This window comes from Amycolatopsis sp. lyj-84 (assembly GCF_046549075.1).
Classification (GTDB): domain Bacteria; phylum Actinomycetota; class Actinomycetes; order Mycobacteriales; family Pseudonocardiaceae; genus Amycolatopsis.
Genome location: NZ_JAJPWO010000005.1, coordinates 467,016 through 484,559 on the forward strand (window position 1 = coordinate 467,016; position 17,544 = coordinate 484,559).

Below are 17,544 nucleotides of genomic sequence, written 5' to 3' on the forward strand. Positions count from 1 at the left end.
TTTATGACCGACCGCTTAGTTTGTCTGGGTGACTCCTTCACCGAGGGTGTCGGCGACGAGGACCCGTCGTCGCCCAACGGCGTCCGTGGCTGGGCCGACCGCGTCGCCGGCCAGCTCGCGGGCAACTACCAGGACTTCCGCTACGCGAACCTCGCGATCCGAGGCAAGCTCCTCGGCCAGGTCCTCACGGAGCAGCTCGACCAGGGGCTCGCGCTGAACCCGGACCTCGTCACGCTGTACGCGGGCGGCAACGACCTGATGCGGCCGAAGGTCGACATCGACGCTCTCCTCGACGACTACGACGCCGCTGTCGGCAAGATCGTCGACAGCGGCGCGCGCGTCGTCCTCTTCACCGGTGTCGACGGGGTCGAGGACGCGCTGTTCCGCCGGATCCGCGGCCGCGTCGCGATCTACAACGAGCACGTCCGCGGTATCGCGGCACGGCACGGGGCGTTGCTCGTGGACATGTGGGCGATGCGCCGTCTGCGTGACCGGCGCTTGTGGGCACCGGACCGTCTGCACCTGAACTCGTTGGGGCACAACGAGGTCGCCATCGCCGTCCTGGACGCGCTCGGCGAACCGCACAAGCTCACGCCCGCAGAGCTGGGGCCGCGACCGCTACTGAGCCCGCAGGCTCGGCGCACCGAGAACCTCCAGTGGGGCAAGGAGCACGCCGTTCCGTGGATCAAGCGCAGGCTGCGTGGCGAGTCCTCAGGCGACGAGCTCGCACCCAAGCGGCCGACGATGGATCCTTACGCCTGACGCGGCCGAAGTCCGTCGAAAAGAATGCAGATCGTCCGGGTCCGCAGCTGGGGCCCGGCGTGCTCTGCTGCCTTCGCCGTCCCGATGATGACCGGGATCAGTTCGTCGACGCCGAGATCCTTGCGGACGTCGCCGGTGTCCTGCGCGCGGCTGAGAAGCACGCCGAGCGCCTCTTTGAGCCGGACGCCGATGACCGATCCCGTCGTCGGAACGCTGATTCCGGCCGCGGACAGGGCTTCGAAGTAGGCGTTCTTGGCGTCGGCCATCTCGATCCAGCCGGTCAGGAAGCCGAAGAACGCCGCACCCGGATCGGGTGAGTTCGCGGCCACGGTGGCTTCCGCTTCATCGACGAAGCGGTGAAGGCGCGCGTAGAGAACGGCTTCCAGCAGGGCTTCCTTCGTCGGAAAGTGCCGGAAAACCGTGCCGACCCCGACGCCTGCTTCGCGGGCGACTTCTTCGGTCGGCGCACTGGTGCCCTTGGCCGTGAAGACGCGCTCCGCAGCCTCCAACACCCTTGTCCGGTTACGGCGGGCATCGGCTCGGAGCGGTTTCTCGTCCGTCACAAGCGGGGATCCTAGACCCGGCGTCGAGAGCCGGTCCGGCGGCTGGGTCGTGAGTGGTGGACTCCCTAGTCCGGCAGGTCACGCAGGTTGCCCAGCTTCCCTCGCCAGTACCGCTCGTACGGCGAAAGCCAGTCGGAGACTTCCTGCAGTGGAGCGGCTTCCAGCGAGTAGACGCGATTGCGCCCCTTGCGCTCTTCCCTGACGAGCCCCGCTTCGCGCAGCACCCGAAGGTGCTCCGACAGACTCGGCCGCCGCATGTCGAAGCGTTCGGCGATCTCCCCCGCGGCGCGCGGACCGTCGAGGAGGATGCCCAGCACCTCGCGGCGGGCGGGGTTGGCGAGCGCGGCGAAGACGTCGTCGTTGACCGGCATCAGCGCGGCCAGTTCCCGCAGTCCGAAGGTTCGAGCAGGCCCATCGCGTTGGTGGTCAGCCGGAAGTGCACGCGCCTGCCTACATAGGGGGTGATGTTCATGACGCGACCATACGTAGGAGATTACCTACGTGTCAATCGGTGAGCACCGGGTACGCCTCGAACATGGCCGACACTCTCCCCGATACCGCCTTGCTCGGTATCTACCTCAACGACCATCTGGCAGGCGCGACCGCGGGCACGGAACTCGCCAAGCGGCTCGCCGCCGCCGAGCGCGGACAGCGCGGGGAAGCGGTGTTGAGCAGGCTCGCCGAAGAGGTCGCTGACGACCGGGCCGCCCTGTTGACCTGCATGGCCGCTCTGGAGGTCCCGGTCCGCCACTACAAGACCGTGGCGGCCTGGGCAGGCGAAAAGCTGGGACGGCTCAAGCCGAACGGGCGACTCGTCTCGCGGTCACCGTTGAGCGCGGTCGAGGAACTCGAACTGATGCGCCTCGGCGTCGAGGGCAAGGCGGCGGGCTGGCGGACCCTGCGGGTGCGCGCCGATGCCGATCCCCGGCTCGACGGCGGACGGCTGGACGACCTGATCGACCGGGCCCGGCGCCAGATCGACGAACTCGAAGACCTCCGCGTCCACGCGACGGCAGCGGCCTTCGGCGGCTGATCCTAAGTGGCGATCCGGACATACTCGGCCACGTCGGCCCAGCGGAAAGCCAGCGTGTTCCCCAAATCCGGATACGCCACGGCCATCCCGCGTTCCGGCGCCATCGACCACAGGAGTGCGTCCGGGGACGCCGCGTGCGCCGCCCAGGTCTCGGTCCATTCCGGAATGTAGCGCTCATAGATGCGCCGGATTCTGGGAAGATCCTTCGGTTCGAGTCTCGCGGGCCCGGTCACGCGTACCTGACGGACATCGTCCGGCGGGGCGAACGTCGCGATCATGACCGCGACTTCACGATGGTGCCGGGCCGCGTCGAGGAACGGCGCCGGCCGGCCTTCAGGCGTATGGAACCAGAGCCGGTTTTCCTCGGCCACGAACCACATCATCGCCAAAGCGGGAGTGCCGCGACGGGTTGTCGTCGCGACGCTGGCCGGGCGTTCGCGCTCGCCCAAGAACCCCTGCACATCGAATCCCGGTCGCTCCATGGCCGCACCGTACAACCTCGACCTTAATAGAGGTCCAGGAATCGTGAGCAGGGCCGCAAACGGCTTGAGTTCACCTATGGACGAGCTTTTAGCGTCTTCGGCATGAGCACAGAAACCACCGCACAGTCCCCACTTCGCCTCGCCGTGATCATCGGCAGCGTCCGGCACGAGCGGTTCGCCGACGCCATCACGGGCTGGCTGCTGACCGAACTCGCGACGATCGAAGGCCTGGAAGTCGACGCGATCGACCTCGCCGACGTCGATCTCCCGCTGCAGGGAACGCGGCCCGGTGGCACCGACACGGTGATCAGCGGCAGGCTGCACGCGGCCGACGCGTACCTGATCGTCACCCCGGAGTACAACCACAGTTTCCCCGCCGCGCTGAAGAACGCGATCGACTGGCATTTCGCCGAATGGGCGTACAAACCCGTCGCGTTCGTCGGCTACGGCGCCGGTTCGGGCGGTATCCGCGCCATCGAGCAGCTGCGGCTGATCTTCCCCGAGCTGCGGGCCACCACCACGCGCGACGCGGTGCTGCTGAACGCTCCGTGGACCCGGTTCGGTGCGGACGGCTACGAAAGCACCGAGGGCGAGCGAGCCGCACTGGCGGCGACCATGACCGAGCTCGGCTGGTGGGCCCGCACCCTGCGCGCCGGACGCGTCGCGGATCAGGCGAGTGCGGCATGAACCGGCTGACCGGACAAGAACTGCGCATCGCGGCGGTGATCGCGCTCGGCGGGCTGATGGCCGTTCTCGACACCACGATCGTCGCCGTCGCGTTGCCCCAGTTCATGACGACCTTCTCCGCGTCGCTCACGACGATCCAGTGGATCGCGACCGCCTACGCCCTCGGCATGGTCGCGGCGATGCCGCTCGCGGCGACCCTCGCCCGGCGCTGGGGAGCCCGCCGGGTGTATCTGGCGGCGCTGCTCGTGTTCGCGGCGTCGTCCGCGGCCGCCGGAGCGGCGGGTGATCTGGGGTGGCTGATCGCCGCGCGGACGGTGCAGGGCCTCGCCGGCGGTCTGATCAATCCCTTGGGGATGACCATCGGTTTCGGCGCGGTGGCGCCGGAACGCCGGGGCCGGATGACCACGATCACCGGGCTGCCCTTGCTGATCGGGCCGATCCTCGGCCCCTTGCTCGGCGGCGTCCTGCTGGACAGCCTGTCGTGGCGGGCACTGTTCTTCATCACCGTGCCGCCCGCCCTGCTCGCCGTCGTGGGTGTGCTGCGCTGGGTGCCCGCAGGAACGCGGTCGGCCGAACGCGTCCCGATCGACCTCGTGGGTGGCCTGCTGCTCGTCCCCGGCGTCGTCGCGGTGGCTTACGGCTTCAGCGAAGAGACGGTCGCGACGGGGCTCCGCGCGGCGATCGTCCTCGCCGGGCTGGCGCTCGTGGCCGTGTTCGTGCGCCGGTCGTGGCACCATCACGCGCCGCTGCTGAACGTCCGCCTGCTGCGTGACCGGACGTTCGGGCGCAACGCCGCGGTCCTCGTCCTGTACGCCGCGCCGTACTTCGGCTCGATGTTGCTGATGCCCGCCTACATCCAGATCATGCGCGGCGACTCGACCATGGTCAGTGCGCTGATGATGGTGCCGAGCACGATCGGGATGGGCCTCAGCATCCAACTCGCCGCCCGCGTCCTGGAACGCTTCGGTCCGCGGATCGTCGTCGGGATCGGACTGGGCCTGGCGATCGCCGGGACCGGGCTGACCGTGCTCGTCCTCACGCCCGATACGCCGTACCTGGTACTGGCGATCTTGGGAGTGCTCCAGGGAGCAGGCACCGGAGCGATCATGATGCCCACCATCGTGAGCGCCGGCCGGAACCTGCACGGCCCGGACCTCGCGTCCGGTTCCGCGATCCTTCCCCTGGCCGCCACCATCGCGACCGCGGTCGGCACCGCGGCGGTGAGCGCGACGTTCGCCGGGTTGATCGCGACGGCCACGGGAGGGCGGGGTCTGGCGGCGCTGAGTGACCCGGCGGCGGGCGCGACGCTCACCGCGGAGATCGTCTCCGCGTACCGTGTCACCCTCGTCGGTGTCCTCGCGGTCATGGTGATCGCCCTGGTGGTCAGGTTGAAGACCCGGCCCGCCTCGATCGTGGAGCCGACCACGGTACGGAGCGCGGTATGACGACTCAGGTCACGATCGACGCCCGGCTGACCATCGGTGACATCGCGAGCCAAGCCGGGGTGTCGACCAACGCCGTCCGCTACTACGAGCGCTACCGCGTCATCACCGCCGAGCGCACCGCGGGCAACGCACGCCGGTTCACGATCGACGCAGTCTGCCGGATCCGGCTCGCGGTCGCCGCGCAGCGGGTCGGGCTCAGCCTCGCCGAAAGCGCGGAGATCCTGGCCGAGATCCCGCAGATGTCCTCCGACCTCGAGCGGTGGTCGGCCGCCGGGCAGCGCCTCATCGACGCCGGGCAGGCCCGCATCGCCGAACTCGCCGCGGTGGTCGACGAGTACCGGACGCTCGGCTTCCTCAGGAGGTGAAGGGGGCTTTCGCCGCGTGACATGCGGCGAAAGCCCCCTTTTCAGCTCCGGTATCGCCGGGCGAGCAGCACACAGGTACCGCTGAGCAGGGCGAGCGCGGTGATCCAGTAGCTGGGCGCCAGGGTGGAGCCGGTGGCCGAAATCAGCAGGGTGATGGCCAGCGGGGTGACTCCACCGAACAGGATCACGCCGACGTTGTAGCTGATCGACAGCCCGGTCCCCCGGTTGCCGACCGGGAACATCTCGGCCATGGACGCGGGCAGAGGGCCCGCGTACCAGGCTTTGACCAGGCCCATCAGCGCCAAGGCCACCACCACCGTGACCATTTCCGGTACGGCGCGGATGAGCAGGAACAGCGGGATGCTGATGACCGCGATGACGGCGGCGGCCACGGTGAGCATCCGGGTTCTCCCGATCCTGTCGGAGAGGTGACCGGCCACGGGGGTGAACACGGTGAGGATGACACCGGTCACGAACGTCGCGGTGAAGCTCGTCGAGGGCGACATGCCGAGCTGCCGGATCGCGAACGTCGGCATGTAGGTGATCAGGTAGGAGAATCCCGTCGATACCGCGATCATGCCCATGACCAGCAGCACCCGTGCCTTGTCGTTCCGGAAGAGGTCGACCAGCGGACGGGCCGGACCGGGGTCGGCCGTGGCACGCGCGGTGGTGAACTCGGGCGAGTCCCGCAGCCGGGTGCGGATGTAGTAGCCGGCCGGGCCGAGAAGCAGGGCGACCACGAACGGTATCCGCCAGCCCCACGCGTCGAACTGCGCGGGACTCAGGAAGCTGCTCGTGGTCGCGAGCAGTCCCGTCGCGAGCAGGACCGCGAACGCCTGGCTCGCGGTCTGCCAGCTCCCCATGAAGCCTCGCCGTCCAGCGTGGCTCTCGACGAGCAGTGCGGTGGCGGAACCGAACTCACCGCCCGCGGAGAATCCTTGGATCAGCAGGGCGATCAGCATCCCGATCGGCGCGAACACGCCGATCTTCTGATAGTCGGGCAAGAGCACGATCAGGAGCGAGCCGAGGGTCATCAGCCGGATGGCCACGGTCAACGCCGCCAGCCGTCCGGCCCGGTCGGCGTAGACACCCAGCACCACCGCACCGACCGGCCGGGCCAGGTAGGCGGCCACGGCCGTCCCCAACGCCAGCATCAACGACGTCACCGGGTCGGCCGACGGGAAGAACTGCCGCGCGACGACGTCGGCGACCAAGGCGTAAGCGGTGAAGCTCAGCCATTCCAGCATGTTCCCCGTCGAGGCCGCCGCGACGATCCGCACCGTCGCGTTCATCGACGGCCGATGCTGGACAGGACACTGGCCGCGGTCACGATGCCCTGATGAAACCGCTCTAGTTCGAAGTTCTCGTTCGGCGCGTGGTTGCGCTCGTCGACGTTCGCCAGGGCGATGCCGTAACAGGGCAGGGCCAGACCGTCGGTGAGCGCCGCGATCGGCAGGCTCCCGCCCAGCGCCGGCACGGCCAGGGCCCGCTTGCCGTGCGCCTCGGTCACTCCCCGCAGCACGAGATCGGCATACGGCGCGTCCGGCAGGGTCCGGGACGCCTCCATGATCGCCCCGAATCGCAGCTCGGCGTGCGGCAGATGCTTCTCGACGTGAGCGCGGAGCGCGTCGATGACAGTTTCCGATCGCTGCCCGCAGGCCAGCCTCAGATCGCAGCGCGCCACCGCGACCGACGGGATGACCGTCCGGTGCTCGTCGTTGTCCCTGCAGGTCAGCGAGTTGATGGTGAACGTGGGCGTCGCGAGCCGTTCGTTGATGTCCTGGCCGTGGCCGGCGTCCATCCGGTCCAGCCCCGCTCCCGCCAGCATCGCGGCGGGGTCGATCGGCAGTGCTCGCAGCGCGTCGAGCTCGGCGTCGGTCAAGGGCGTGACGCCCGCGTCGTAGCCGTCGACGGTCACCCGGCCGTCGGGTGCGCGCATGGTGGACAGCAGCCAGGTCAGCTCCCAGGCCGGATTCGGCGCGACGTTGCCCCAGTTCCCGGAATGCAGCGCGCTGTTCGCGCCGCGCACGGTGATCTCGAAGGCCACGGCCCCGCGCACGCCGAGCGCGACCGTCGGCTCGTAGCTGTCATGCACCGGCCCGTCGCTCCACACCGCGAGATCGGCGGACAGCTCCTCGCGCATCGCCGTGAGCGTGGCGGTCAGATTCGGGCTGCCGATCTCCTCCTCGCCGTCGAGCAGGACGGTCACCGAGCACGGCAGTCCCCCGTCGACGTCGCGCAGTGCCCGCAGCGCGAGGAGCTGGGCGAAGTGCTGTCCCTTGTTGTCGCCGGTGCCCCGTCCGTACATCCGGCCGTCGCGGATGCTCGCCTCGAACGGCGGACTGTGCCATTCCTCCGGCGGCCCCGCAGGCTGGACGTCGTAGTGCCCGTAGATCACCACGTGCGGACTGTCCGGCGGCCCCGCCGCGTGCCCGACGACCAGCGGCCAGCCGCCGGTGTCGACGATCCGCGCGTCCAGTCCGCTGCGTTCCAGCAGCTCCAGCGCGTACGGCGCGGCCTGATCCATGCCCTCGCCCGTGGCGCTCACGCTGGGTACCGCGATCCAGTCGGCGAGCTCCCGCTCGTGCCGCAGCCGGTGCCGCCGCACGTATTCCTTGACCGAGTCCACGTCGACTCCTCATCGATTTCATCGAGTGAAATTGATTTCGAGTATGCGAATCGATTACAGTGCTGTCAATGGCCGAACACCCCGCCGCGACGCCCGAAGAGCTGCGCGCGCTCTCCCACCCGCTGAGCTGGCGCATCCTGCGGTTGTGCGTGGACACGGCCTGGACGAACCAGCAACTCGCCGAACGCCTCGACGTCGCGCCCGCCACGCTGCTGCGCAGGCTGCGAGTACTGACTTCGACCGGTTTTCTCGAGGCCGAGGAGCCGCGGCGAGGGCCCAAGGGAGCCTGGGAACATCCCTACCGGGCGACCAAGAAAACCTGGCGTCTCAACCTCGAGCCGGAGGGCGATCGTCACCTCACGGCCAAGGTCGACCTCGCGATCCTCGACGCGCACCGCGCGGAGATCAGCGAGAACGATCCGTCCATCCCGCAGCACACCCGCCGGGCCGTCCTGCGGCTGGACACAGGCGACCAGGCGGAACTGAACAGCAGGGTCGACGCGCTCCTCGACGAGTTCGCCGGACGGGAGAAACCCGGCGGTACCCCCATCGCCATCCTGTGGAACGCCGCCGAACGCCACGAATCCTCGTGAGCGGTAAGGGCGGTTAGGGCGGACCGGTGTTTGCCTACCCACACGTGACCAGGGCGAAGGTGACGTGGCGGCGGCACGGTCGAGCGTGAAGGAATCGGGACGATGTCCTGAAGGCCACCTTGAGGACGCTCAACGTCTCAAAGGTGGCCTTCACGTACTGGGGGAAGTAGTGAAGGCCTCCATCACTACTTTCAAGGTAGGCAAGGGGCCCTTCACGGCCCGGACCCGTGAACGACCGCAGTCAACCATCAGGTGCCACGAAAGAGGGCCGCCCCGGACGGGACGGCCCTCTTTCGGTTCTGTACTCAGCGCTGCGGCGGCGGTCCACCCTGCGGTCCGCCGAACGGACTCTGCCGCGGGAACGGACCACTGCCGCCACCCGGCGCCTGTCCCGGAGGACCCTGGTACGCGCCTCCCTGCGGAGCGGGCGGCTGGGGCTGCGGCAACTGCGAGGGCGGAGCCTGCTGCTGCGGGGGCTCCGGGGCGGCCTCCGGCTCGGGAGCCGGCGCGGCCTGGGGAACCTGACGCGGAGCGGGCGGCTCCTGCCGCGGCGTCGCGACACCCAGCGCCGGAACCTCCTTGCGTGCCACGGCCTCCGCGGCCGCGACGGCCTCGGCGACCTTCGGGTCGCTGGAGGTGTCGAACCAGCCCTGGATTTCTTCGTCCTCCAGGTCCGGCTTCTCGACCGGGTCTTCCTTCGGCGGCTCGTAGCGGAACACGCCGTCGTCGCCGGGAGCGCCGAGCGCGCGGGCGAAGCCCTCGAGGGCCTTGCCGTAGTCGCTCGGGATCATCCAGACCTTGTTCGCGTCACCCTGCGCCAGCTGCGGCAGGGTCTGCAGGTACTGGTACGCCAGGACCTCGGGCGTCGGGCGCCCGGCCTTGATCGCCGCGAAGACCTTCTCGATGGCCTTCGCCTGGCCCTGCGCCTGCAGGTACCGGGCGGCACGTTCACCCTGCGCCCGCAGGATCCGCGACTGACGTTCGGCCTCCGCGCTCAGGATCGCGGCCTGCTTGGCGCCTTCGGCCGCGAGGATCTGGCTCTGCTTCTGGCCTTCCGCGGTCTTGATCGCCGATTCACGCTGGCCTTCGGCGGTCAGGATCATCGCGCGCTTTTCACGGTCGGCGCGCATCTGCTTCTCCATCGAGTCCTGGATGGAGGGCGGCGGGTCGATCGCCTTGAGCTCGACCCGCGCGACGCGGATGCCCCAGCGGCCGGTGGCCTCGTCGAGGACGCCACGCAGCTGGCTGTTGATCGAGTCACGCGAAGTCAGCGTCTGCTCGAGGCTCATGCCACCGACGACGTTTCGCAGCGTCGTGGTGGTCAGCTGCTCCACACCGACGATGTAGTTCGAGATCTCGTAGACCGCCGCCCGCGAGTCGGTGACCTGGAAGTACACGACCGTGTCGATGGACACCGTCAGGTTGTCCTCGGTGATCACCGGCTGGGGCGGGAACGAGACGACCTGCTCGCGGAGGTCGATCCGCGCCCGCACCTTGTCCAGGAAGGGCACCAGAAACGTCAGGCCGGGAGAAGCCACCGTCCGGAACCGGCCCAGCCGTTCGATCACAGCCGACTGGGCCTGTGGCACCACCATGATCGCCTTGACCACGACGACGACCACGAACAACGCGAGCAGCCCGACGACGATGAACACCACTGTCTCTGACAACTACCTTCCCCTTACTTAGAAACCCTTTGCTGTGCTCACACCGCGGCCGAAACGACCGCCGTGGCGCCCGAAATCTCGACGACCGTCACCGATGTCCCCGGGGCGATCGGTTCGCCGTCGGTCATGCACCGTGCCGACCAGACGTCGCCCGCCAGCTTCACCTGGCCACTTTCGCCGTCCACAGTGGACACTACTATCGCCCGTGCGCCGATCAGCGCATCGGTGTTGGTCTTGATATCCGGCCCCGAGAGGAACCGGCGTTTGAGGGTCGGACGCACGAGGGCGAGCATCCCGACCGAGGCGACGGCGAACACCGCCACGTCGATGAACGGGTTCCCGGTCAGCGCGGCGGAGCCGGCCCCGAACAGGGCTCCCACACCGACCATGAGCAGGAACAAGTCACCCGAGAGGAGCTCGGCGATGACCAAGAGGATGCCGGCGATCAGCCAGATGAGAGCGCCTGTCATGCGTTCATGCTCCCAGATCGCGCCGATTCATACCGAAGAAGCGAAACCGACGTGACCGACGCGTGACCTTGAGTGACCTCGCGCAAACCGGTCATTCAGGCCTCCTCGCCCGGGTCGGAGACGAAGTCGATGAGCCGCTCCACCGCTCCGATCAGCGGCGTTTCCAGATCCCGGTAGCTCCCGACCGCCGCCAGGACCCGTTGCCAGCCCTCCCACGGCTCGCCCCAGCCGAGCGCGTCGCAGACGCCCAGTTTCCACTCCGTGCCGCGCGGGATCTTCGGCCAGGCGCGGATACCGACCACCGACGGCTTCACCGCTTCCCAGATGTCGATGTACGGGTGACCGGTGATCAGCACGTTCTCGTCGCGGATCCCGTCGACGATCCGGGACTCCTTGCTGCCCGCGACCAGGTGGTCGACCAGCACGCCGAGGCGGCGGCCGGGCCCGGTGCCGAAGTCACCGATGCGGTCGCCCAGTACGTCCACCCCATCGAGTGGTTCCACCACGACGCCTTCGACCCGCAGGTCGTGTCCCCAGACCCGCTCGACGAGTTCGGCGTCGTGCTTGCCTTCCACCCAGATGCGCGAATCGCGCGCGACCCGGGCCTTGAGACCTCCCACGTGGACCGACCCGGACGCGGAAACCCGCCGTTCCGGGGTCTTCGGGGCCGCCTTCGACGGCACCAGCGTGACCGGTTTGCCTTCGAGCAGGAAACCCGCGGGGTTCAGCGGGAACACCCGATGCTTGCCGTGCCGGTCCTCCAGCACGACGTTGCCGTACTCGATCTTCACCACGGCGCCGCAATACCCGCTGGCCGGGTCTTCGACCACGAGGCCCGGTTCCGCGGGCACCTCGGGGATCTTCCGCTTGCGCGGGCCGGACAGCACGTCGTCATACGAATGAGAGCGCACGGCGGACGACGCTAGCGGTGCCCGGGGTCAGCGTCTCCCCGCCACGCCGGTCAGGCCGTCATCCGGAGCATCGCTTCGACGAACGGGGTCCGTTCACCGCGTTCGAGCGGGCGGATCACGAACAGCGGCGACAACGCGGCACACCACGCCCGGACGCGCTCGGCGTCGAACCCCGGCAGGTGCGGCGCGATGGCGTCGAAGCCGTCCTCGAGCGTGCCACCGGCTGTCATCGGCAGCGTGACCCAGTCGGCCAGATCGAAGGACGGATCGCCGACGCTGGGGCGCGGATCGATCGCGACCGCTCCCCTGCCGGGCCCGCCGTCGAGGACGTTGCCCGGGTGCAGGTCGCCGTGCACGATCGACTTCCCGCCCCCATCGGTCGCGAGGGCGAGTGCCCGCAGCCGGGCGCGATCGAGGGTTTCCAGCGGCAGCGTGGCTTCGGCCACCGATCCGCGCAGCCCCCGCTCGGCGAGCCGGAACATGAAGACGACACGGTCTTCCAGCGTCGAGAAACCGGGCGGCGGCGTCACCGCGTGGATCTGGGTCAGCAGGTCGCCGACCTCGGACCAGGGGACGTTCACCCCCGACTCCCGCAGCTCCGTACCCGGATCGATGCCTTCCATCAGGATCGCCCCGTCGGCGAGTTCGGTGGCGAGCACCTGAACGACGCGAGAGCAGCCGTCCCACGCCCGCAACGCCGCAGCCTCGGACTCGGCGATGGCGTGATCGGGGGTCAGCTTGAGAACCTTCTTGGCGCCGTCGTCCCCGGCGCAGATCAGCGTGCGACCGGTGTTGCCCGGTTTCGCGTCGAGGACGGTGAGTCCCCACTGCTCCGCCAGCCGCGCCACGAGCGCGGGCAGCGCGTCGCACCAGGCCGCGACGTCGTCACCGAATCGCGTGATCAGGCGCGCACGGGCCTGATCGTCGATCAGAACAGCGGCCATGGGATGGCACGCCAGTCGTCCCCCGGCGCGGGGAAGACGCCTTCCGATAGGAGAGCGTCGGTGCGCTCGGCCAGCGCACGGATCTCGAACCCGGTGAGATGCTCGCTCAACGCCTCACCGAACTCGCCGTCCAGCTGCTCGCGCAGGCCGCGCAGCTTGCCGACCTCGGCTTCGGTGAGCGACTCGCCGATCCAGCCCCAGAGCACCGTCCGCAGTTTCGGGTCGGTGTGCAGGCAGATCCCGTGGTCCACGCCGTAGATCCGGCCGTCGACGCCGGCGAGCAGATGCCCGCCCTTGCGGTCGGTGTTGTTGACGACGATGTCGAGCACGGCCAGTTCCCGCATCCCCTGGCGATCCGCGTGCGCGAGCACCGCGGGCTCACCGTCACGATCGTGCGCGTGCAGCACGACGCGCCAGTCGTCCGGCAGGCTCTCCGGGGATCGGACGTCGACCAGTTCCTCTTCGGTGGTCTCGATCCACAACTGCACCATGCCGGGACCGAACGGCCCGTCGCGCAGCACCGTCGGCGGGATCGCGCCGAGCCCGGACGCTTCGGCGATCATCGCCGTCGCGACCTCACGGCCGGCGAGCGTCCCGTCCGGGAAGTCCCACAGCGGCCGCTCGCCCGACACCGGCTTGTACACGACGTCGCCGGTCACGCCGTCGAGTTCGATCTTGCAGAAGAGCGTGACGTTGGAGGCGTCGACGAGCCTGCCTTCGACGTCGATCTTGCCGCGCGTCACCAGCTCCAGCGAGCTCTCGGCCACCTGATCAGTCCTCGAGGACGTCGACGTCGCGCCGGTACCCGTTCTGCCGCGGGCAGATGTGGCCCGCCGGGTCGAGCGGCTCGGCGCACAACGGACACGGTTTGCGGCCGGCGTTGACCACCCTGTCGGCACGTTCGGCGAACGCGCGCGCCGCGCCCGGCGACAGGAAGACGCGGACGGCGTCCGGCCCCTCTTCGGTGTCGTCCAGAACGACCGTTTCGTCCACCTCGCCTTCGGTCATCGCGAGCAACTCGATGACGACGGCGCTGCTGTCGGCGTCCCAGCCGAGCCCCATCGTGCCGACGCGGAACTCCTCCTCGACCGGGACGGTGAGGGGGTCGACGTCGAGGAGCTCGTCGGGCGCGTCGTCCGGTACGTCCGCGCCGAACCGGCTGGCGACCTCTTCCAGCAGCGAGCCGAGCCTTTCGGCCAAGACCACGACCTGCTGTTTTTCGATCGTCACACTGATCGTGCGGACGTCCTCGGACGCCTGGAGGTAGAACGTGCGGTCGCCGGGCTCACCGACGGTTCCTGCGACGAACCGGTCGGGCTGGCGGAAGACGTGGATTACGCGAGACATGGCACCTTTGACCCTAGGCCACGACCCCATGATCGGCATCCGCCGCCCCACGGTTCCGCCGAGGGCGAAACTCCGCCTGGGCCAGGTGTGCCCCGGGCCACCACGGGCAAAGACCCGATCCTAGTCTTCAGCTGTGGTTGAGATCGCCCCTTACGGCACCTGGACGTCTCCCCTGTCGGCCGCCGATGTCGCGGCTTCGGGAGTCAGCGCGCAATGGCTCGGAACGGCGGGAGACGAGGTCTGGTGGGCCGAAGCGAGAACCGGTGAGGGCGGTCGCGTCACCCTCGTGAGGTGCCGCGCGGACGGCACTGTCGAAGACGTCCTTCCCGCTCCGTGGAACGTCCGGAACCGCGTGCACGAGTACGGCGGCCGTCCCTGGCTCGTGCTCGGCGACGTCCTCGTCTTCACCCACTGGGCGGATCAGCGCGTCTACCGCCGAGACCTGACCACCGGCGCGACCGCACCTCTGACGCCGGAACCGGCGGCCCGGCACGGGATCCGCTACAGCGATCTCCGGCCCGGCGCGGACGGCGAAGTGTGGCTCGTCCGCGAACGCAGCACCGGCCCCAGGCGCGTCGACATCGCACGGGACCTCATCGCGGTCCCCCTCGACGGCGGTCCGGAACGGGTCCTGACGGCCAGCCATCACTTCCTCACCGCCCCGCAGCTGTCGCCCGACGGCGCGCGTGCGGCGTGGGTCGGCTGGAATCACCCCGCGATGCCTTGGGACGGCACGGAACTGTGCGTCGCCGAGATCCGCGAGGACGGGACGTTCGGACCCCACCGCGTCCTCGCCGGTGCGGCCGACGTCTCCGTCTGCCAGGTCGAATGGGAGTCGGCCGACAGCCTGCTGGCGCTGCTCGACCCGGACGGCTGGTGGAACCTGCACCGCGTCGGGCTCGACGGCACCGTCACTAACCTGGCGCCGTCCGAGCAGGAGATCGGCGGCGCGCAGTGGAAACTCGGCGCACGCTGGTTCACGCCGATCGGGGACGGCCGGTTCGCCGTCATCGCCTCGGGCAAGCTCGCCGTCCTCGACGAAACGACGCGGGAGGTCACCCCGGTCGCGGCGGCCGCCGGCCTGACCGCGTGGTCCACCAACGGTTTCGCCGTCCACGAAGGCGGCGTCGTCGGCGTCGCGGCCGGCCCGGAACGCGAAGGCGCCGTGGTGAAGGTCGATCTCGAACGCGGGACGGTGACCGAACTCGCGCCGTCGCCCGAAGCGCCGTCGTCCGCCTATCTGTCGACGCCCGTGGAGCGGGTCTTCAAAACCGGCGACGGCGATCAGATCCCGGCCTTCGTCTACCTGCCCGCGAACGCCGACTTCACCGCGCCGGAGGGGGAACGGCCGCCGCTGTTCGTGTACCCGCACGGCGGGCCCACCGGCCGGGACAGCGCGGTGCTCGACTCCGAGATCGCCTACTTCACCAGCCGCGGGATCGCCGTCGTCACGGTGAACTACGGCGGCTCCACCGGCTATGGACGCGCCTACCGTGAGCGGCTGCGGGAGCAGTGGGGCGTCGTCGACGTCGCGGACTGCGTCACCGTCGCCGAAGCACTGGCCGCCGAAGGCACCGTCGACGGCGACCGGCTGGCCATCCGCGGCGGCAGCGCGGGCGGGTACACCTCCGCCGCTTCGCTGACCACCACGACGACCTACCGCGCCGGCACCGTGATGTACCCGATCCTCGACCTCGATCAGTGGACCGGCGACGGCGGCGAGACGCACGACTTCGAGTCCCGCTACCTCGACGGACTGGTCGGCCCGCTGCCGGAGGCCGCACAGCGCTACAAGGACCGCTCTCCGATCAACAACGCGGGCACCCTCGCCGGCCCGCTCTTGTTCCTGCAGGGCCTCGAGGACGAGATCTGCCCGCCGGAGCAGGCGGACCGGTTCGTGGCCGGGCTAGCGGGGCGAGGAATCGATCACGCCTATCTGAGGTTCGAGGGCGAGCAGCACGGTTTCCGGAAAGCGGAGACGATCGTGGCCGCGCTCGAAGCGGAGTTGTCGTTCTACGGCCAGGTCTTCGGTTTCGAGACGCCCGACGTGCCGAAGCTGCGGCTGAGCCGGTGAAGCCGCCGAAGACGCGGCCAGGCGACACGATCGCGCTGGTCGCTCCGGCGGGTCCGGTCCCGCCGGAGCTCGTCGAGAAGACGCTGCCCGTCCTGCACGGCTGGGGCGTCGAGGTCCGCGTCGGAGAGTGCGTCCGCGCGGCGCCCACCGGCTACCTGTCCGCACCCGACGAGGCGCGGGCCGCCGAGTTCACCGAGGCCTGGTTGGATCCGGGGGTGACCTGTGTCCTCGCCGCCCGCGGCGGCTACGGCTCGCAGCGCATGCTCGACCTGGTCGACTGGGCGGCGTTGCGGGCGGCCGGGCCCAAGATGTTCGCCGGGTCGAGCGACGTGACCGCGCTGCACCGCGCCGTGAACGTCCACTTGGGACTGGAGACGCTGTTCTCCCCCTTGCCCGCGACCACCCTGTTCGACGACGTGGCCGCCGAACATCTGCGGTTGTCGCTGTTCGAACCGGACGAGGTGCGGACGATCACCTCGCCGACGGCGTCGCCGCTCGTGCCGGGCGCCGCGACCGGGACGCTCATCGGCGGCAACCTCGCCCTGCTGGCCTCGGGCCTCGGCGCTCCGGAGCAGGGCTCGGCACGGGACGCGATCGTGCTGCTGGAGGACGTCACCGAGAGCGCGTACCGGATCGACCGCATGCTGACCCAGCTGCTGCGTTCGGGCTGGTTCGAGGGAGTTCAGGGGATCGTGCTCGGCTCGTGGGCCGCATGCGGTGATCCCGGGGCGATCCGCGACCTGATGCTCGACAGGCTGGGGCCGCTCGACGTACCGACGGTCTGGGACTTCGGGTTCGGGCACGTCCCGGCGTCGCCGACCATCCCTCTCGGCGCGCGGGCCATCCTCGACGCCGACGCGGGCACGCTCGTGTTTTTGCCATAACGGCAACGGAACTGGCAGATCCGGCCGGTTCTGAGGCATCTTTCGGTCATGGATTCCACACAGCAGTTCTGGGAAGACTTCTACCGGGACAAGGACCAGGTCTGGAGCGGCAAGGCGAACCCGCTCCTCGTGCGTGAGGTCGCGGCGCTGGCGCCGGGAGCGGCGCTCGATCTCGGCTGCGGCGAAGGCGGCGACGCGATCTGGCTCACTCAACAGGGATGGCGGGTCACCGCCGTCGACATCTCGGACGTCGCGCTGAAGCGTGCCGCCGGGCACGCGGCCGAAGCCGGTGCCGACGGCATCGTCTGGGAGCGTCACGACCTGGCGAAGTCGTTCCCGGAGGGACAATTCGACCTCGTCTCCGCGCAGTTCTTCCACTCCCCCGTCGCCGTGGACGACGAACGGGACAAGGCACTCCGCCGCGCCTCCGAGGCGGTCGCTCCCGGCGGCACGCTGATCGTCGTCGGCCACGCGGGCTGGCCGACGTGGCTGGAAGAGCCGCCGCACAAGGACGTCCACTTCCCGACACCCGCCGAGGTCCTCGAAGCGCTCGCGCTGGCCGACAGCGAGTGGACCGTGGAGTTGAAGGAGGTCGTGACGCGCGATTTCCCAGGCCCCGAGGGCCAGGAGGGAACGCGGTCGGACAACGTGCTCCGCGTGCGGCGCGCCGCCTAGGTACCGTTGACCG

Annotated in this window: 20 protein-coding genes; 9 read left to right on the top strand and 11 right to left on the bottom strand. The window is 69.5% G+C overall.

Translation table 11 applies throughout. The annotated features are described in order from the left end of the window. Nucleotides 1-3 precede the first annotated feature (3 nt). Nucleotides 4-762 (top strand): SGNH/GDSL hydrolase family protein, encoded by a 759-nt coding sequence (locus ACLJRM_RS19185; protein WP_410598967.1) that lies wholly within the window; start codon nt 4-6, stop codon nt 760-762. Here the strand turns inward: ACLJRM_RS19185 and ACLJRM_RS19190 are convergent. After that, on the bottom strand, nt 753-1,325 hold the full coding sequence (locus ACLJRM_RS19190; RefSeq protein ID WP_101607755.1) for a TetR/AcrR family transcriptional regulator: 573 nt from the start codon (nt 1,323-1,325) through the stop codon (nt 753-755). The two genes, ACLJRM_RS19185 and ACLJRM_RS19190, sit on opposite strands and share 10 nt — an antisense overlap. A 65-nt stretch (nt 1,326-1,390) precedes the next feature. Continuing rightward, nucleotides 1,391-1,696: a metalloregulator ArsR/SmtB family transcription factor gene (locus ACLJRM_RS19195; RefSeq protein ID WP_101607754.1), complete on the bottom strand. Its 306-nt coding sequence runs from the start codon at nt 1,694-1,696 to the stop codon at nt 1,391-1,393. 164 nt (nt 1,697-1,860) lie between these two features. Here ACLJRM_RS19195 and ACLJRM_RS19200 point away from each other — a divergent pair, with 164 nt between their 5' ends. Next, the gene (locus tag ACLJRM_RS19200) at nt 1,861-2,358 is read left to right on the top strand and encodes a hypothetical protein (RefSeq protein ID WP_410663818.1); all 498 of its coding nucleotides are present in this window, start codon (nt 1,861-1,863) and stop codon (nt 2,356-2,358) included. A gap of 2 nt (nt 2,359-2,360) precedes the next feature. Here ACLJRM_RS19200 and ACLJRM_RS19205 read toward each other — a convergent pair whose 3' ends face one another. Continuing rightward, nucleotides 2,361-2,840 carry a pyridoxamine 5'-phosphate oxidase family protein gene (locus tag ACLJRM_RS19205; RefSeq protein ID WP_410663819.1) on the bottom strand — a complete coding sequence of 160 codons (480 nt, stop codon included), beginning with the start codon at nt 2,838-2,840 and terminating at the stop codon, nt 2,361-2,363. Between the two features lie 102 nt (nt 2,841-2,942). Here ACLJRM_RS19205 and ACLJRM_RS19210 point away from each other — a divergent pair, with 102 nt between their 5' ends. The 3 genes from ACLJRM_RS19210 to ACLJRM_RS19220 are packed head-to-tail and all read left to right on the top strand — an operon-like array spanning nt 2,943 to nt 5,337. Then, on the top strand, nt 2,943-3,527 hold the full coding sequence (locus ACLJRM_RS19210; protein WP_410663820.1) for an NADPH-dependent FMN reductase: 585 nt from the start codon (nt 2,943-2,945) through the stop codon (nt 3,525-3,527). Beyond that, the gene (locus ACLJRM_RS19215; RefSeq protein WP_410663821.1) at nt 3,524-4,972 is read left to right on the top strand and encodes a DHA2 family efflux MFS transporter permease subunit; all 1,449 of its coding nucleotides are present in this window, start codon (nt 3,524-3,526) and stop codon (nt 4,970-4,972) included. Before ACLJRM_RS19210 ends, ACLJRM_RS19215 begins: the two co-directional genes overlap by 4 nt. Next, nucleotides 4,969-5,337 (top strand): MerR family transcriptional regulator, encoded by a 369-nt coding sequence (locus tag ACLJRM_RS19220; RefSeq protein WP_410663822.1) that lies wholly within the window; start codon nt 4,969-4,971, stop codon nt 5,335-5,337. The genes ACLJRM_RS19215 and ACLJRM_RS19220 overlap by 4 nt, the downstream gene beginning before the upstream one ends. Before the next feature lie 41 nt (nt 5,338-5,378). On the opposite strand, the gene ACLJRM_RS19225 is transcribed toward ACLJRM_RS19220, so the two are convergent. Further along, nucleotides 5,379-6,629 (bottom strand): MFS transporter, encoded by a 1,251-nt coding sequence (locus ACLJRM_RS19225; RefSeq protein ID WP_410663823.1) that lies wholly within the window; start codon nt 6,627-6,629, stop codon nt 5,379-5,381. Then, a complete protein-coding gene (locus ACLJRM_RS19230) occupies nt 6,626-7,966 on the bottom strand; it encodes a M20/M25/M40 family metallo-hydrolase (RefSeq protein WP_101607748.1) in 1,341 nt (446 codons plus the stop codon). The genes ACLJRM_RS19225 and ACLJRM_RS19230 overlap by 4 nt, the downstream gene beginning before the upstream one ends. 68 nt (nt 7,967-8,034) lie before the next feature. Between ACLJRM_RS19230 and ACLJRM_RS19235 the strand changes: the two genes are divergently transcribed. Further along, complete coding sequence (locus ACLJRM_RS19235) at nt 8,035-8,559, top strand: helix-turn-helix domain-containing protein (protein ID WP_410663824.1); 525 nt, start codon at nt 8,035-8,037, stop codon at nt 8,557-8,559. A 305-nt stretch (nt 8,560-8,864) separates the two neighbouring features. Here ACLJRM_RS19235 and ACLJRM_RS19240 read toward each other — a convergent pair whose 3' ends face one another. From ACLJRM_RS19240 to ACLJRM_RS19265, 6 genes are all read right to left on the bottom strand, one after another. Continuing rightward, on the bottom strand, nt 8,865-10,217 hold the full coding sequence (locus ACLJRM_RS19240) for an SPFH domain-containing protein (RefSeq protein ID WP_174720540.1): 1,353 nt from the start codon (nt 10,215-10,217) through the stop codon (nt 8,865-8,867). Nucleotides 10,218-10,264: 47 nt separating this feature from the next. Further along, a complete protein-coding gene (locus ACLJRM_RS19245) occupies nt 10,265-10,696 on the bottom strand; it encodes an NfeD family protein (RefSeq protein WP_101607745.1) in 432 nt (143 codons plus the stop codon). Nucleotides 10,697-10,791: 95 nt separating this feature from the next. Continuing rightward, nucleotides 10,792-11,607 (bottom strand): DUF3097 domain-containing protein, encoded by an 816-nt coding sequence (locus tag ACLJRM_RS19250; protein WP_410663825.1) that lies wholly within the window; start codon nt 11,605-11,607, stop codon nt 10,792-10,794. A 50-nt stretch (nt 11,608-11,657) separates the two neighbouring features. After that, nucleotides 11,658-12,551 carry an aminoglycoside phosphotransferase family protein gene (locus ACLJRM_RS19255; RefSeq protein ID WP_410663826.1) on the bottom strand — a complete coding sequence of 298 codons (894 nt, stop codon included), beginning with the start codon at nt 12,549-12,551 and terminating at the stop codon, nt 11,658-11,660. Continuing rightward, nucleotides 12,536-13,318, bottom strand: a complete 783-nt coding sequence (locus tag ACLJRM_RS19260; protein WP_101607742.1) for an SCO1664 family protein — start codon at nt 13,316-13,318, stop codon at nt 12,536-12,538. Before ACLJRM_RS19260 ends, ACLJRM_RS19255 begins: the two co-directional genes overlap by 16 nt. Before the next feature lie 4 nt (nt 13,319-13,322). After that, nucleotides 13,323-13,898: a DUF3090 domain-containing protein gene (locus ACLJRM_RS19265; RefSeq protein ID WP_101607741.1), complete on the bottom strand. Its 576-nt coding sequence runs from the start codon at nt 13,896-13,898 to the stop codon at nt 13,323-13,325. A 133-nt stretch (nt 13,899-14,031) separates the two neighbouring features. Between ACLJRM_RS19265 and ACLJRM_RS19270 the strand changes: the two genes are divergently transcribed. From ACLJRM_RS19270 to ACLJRM_RS19280, 3 genes are read left to right on the top strand one after another with little or no spacing between them, the layout of a single operon-like run. Then, complete coding sequence (locus tag ACLJRM_RS19270; RefSeq protein WP_410663827.1) at nt 14,032-15,972, top strand: S9 family peptidase; 1,941 nt, start codon at nt 14,032-14,034, stop codon at nt 15,970-15,972. Continuing rightward, complete coding sequence (locus tag ACLJRM_RS19275; RefSeq protein ID WP_410663828.1) at nt 15,969-16,856, top strand: LD-carboxypeptidase; 888 nt, start codon at nt 15,969-15,971, stop codon at nt 16,854-16,856. Before ACLJRM_RS19270 ends, ACLJRM_RS19275 begins: the two co-directional genes overlap by 4 nt. Before the next feature lie 48 nt (nt 16,857-16,904). Continuing rightward, on the top strand, nt 16,905-17,531 hold the full coding sequence (locus ACLJRM_RS19280; protein ID WP_101607738.1) for a class I SAM-dependent methyltransferase: 627 nt from the start codon (nt 16,905-16,907) through the stop codon (nt 17,529-17,531). The last annotated feature ends 13 nt before the right edge of the window (nt 17,532-17,544 follow it).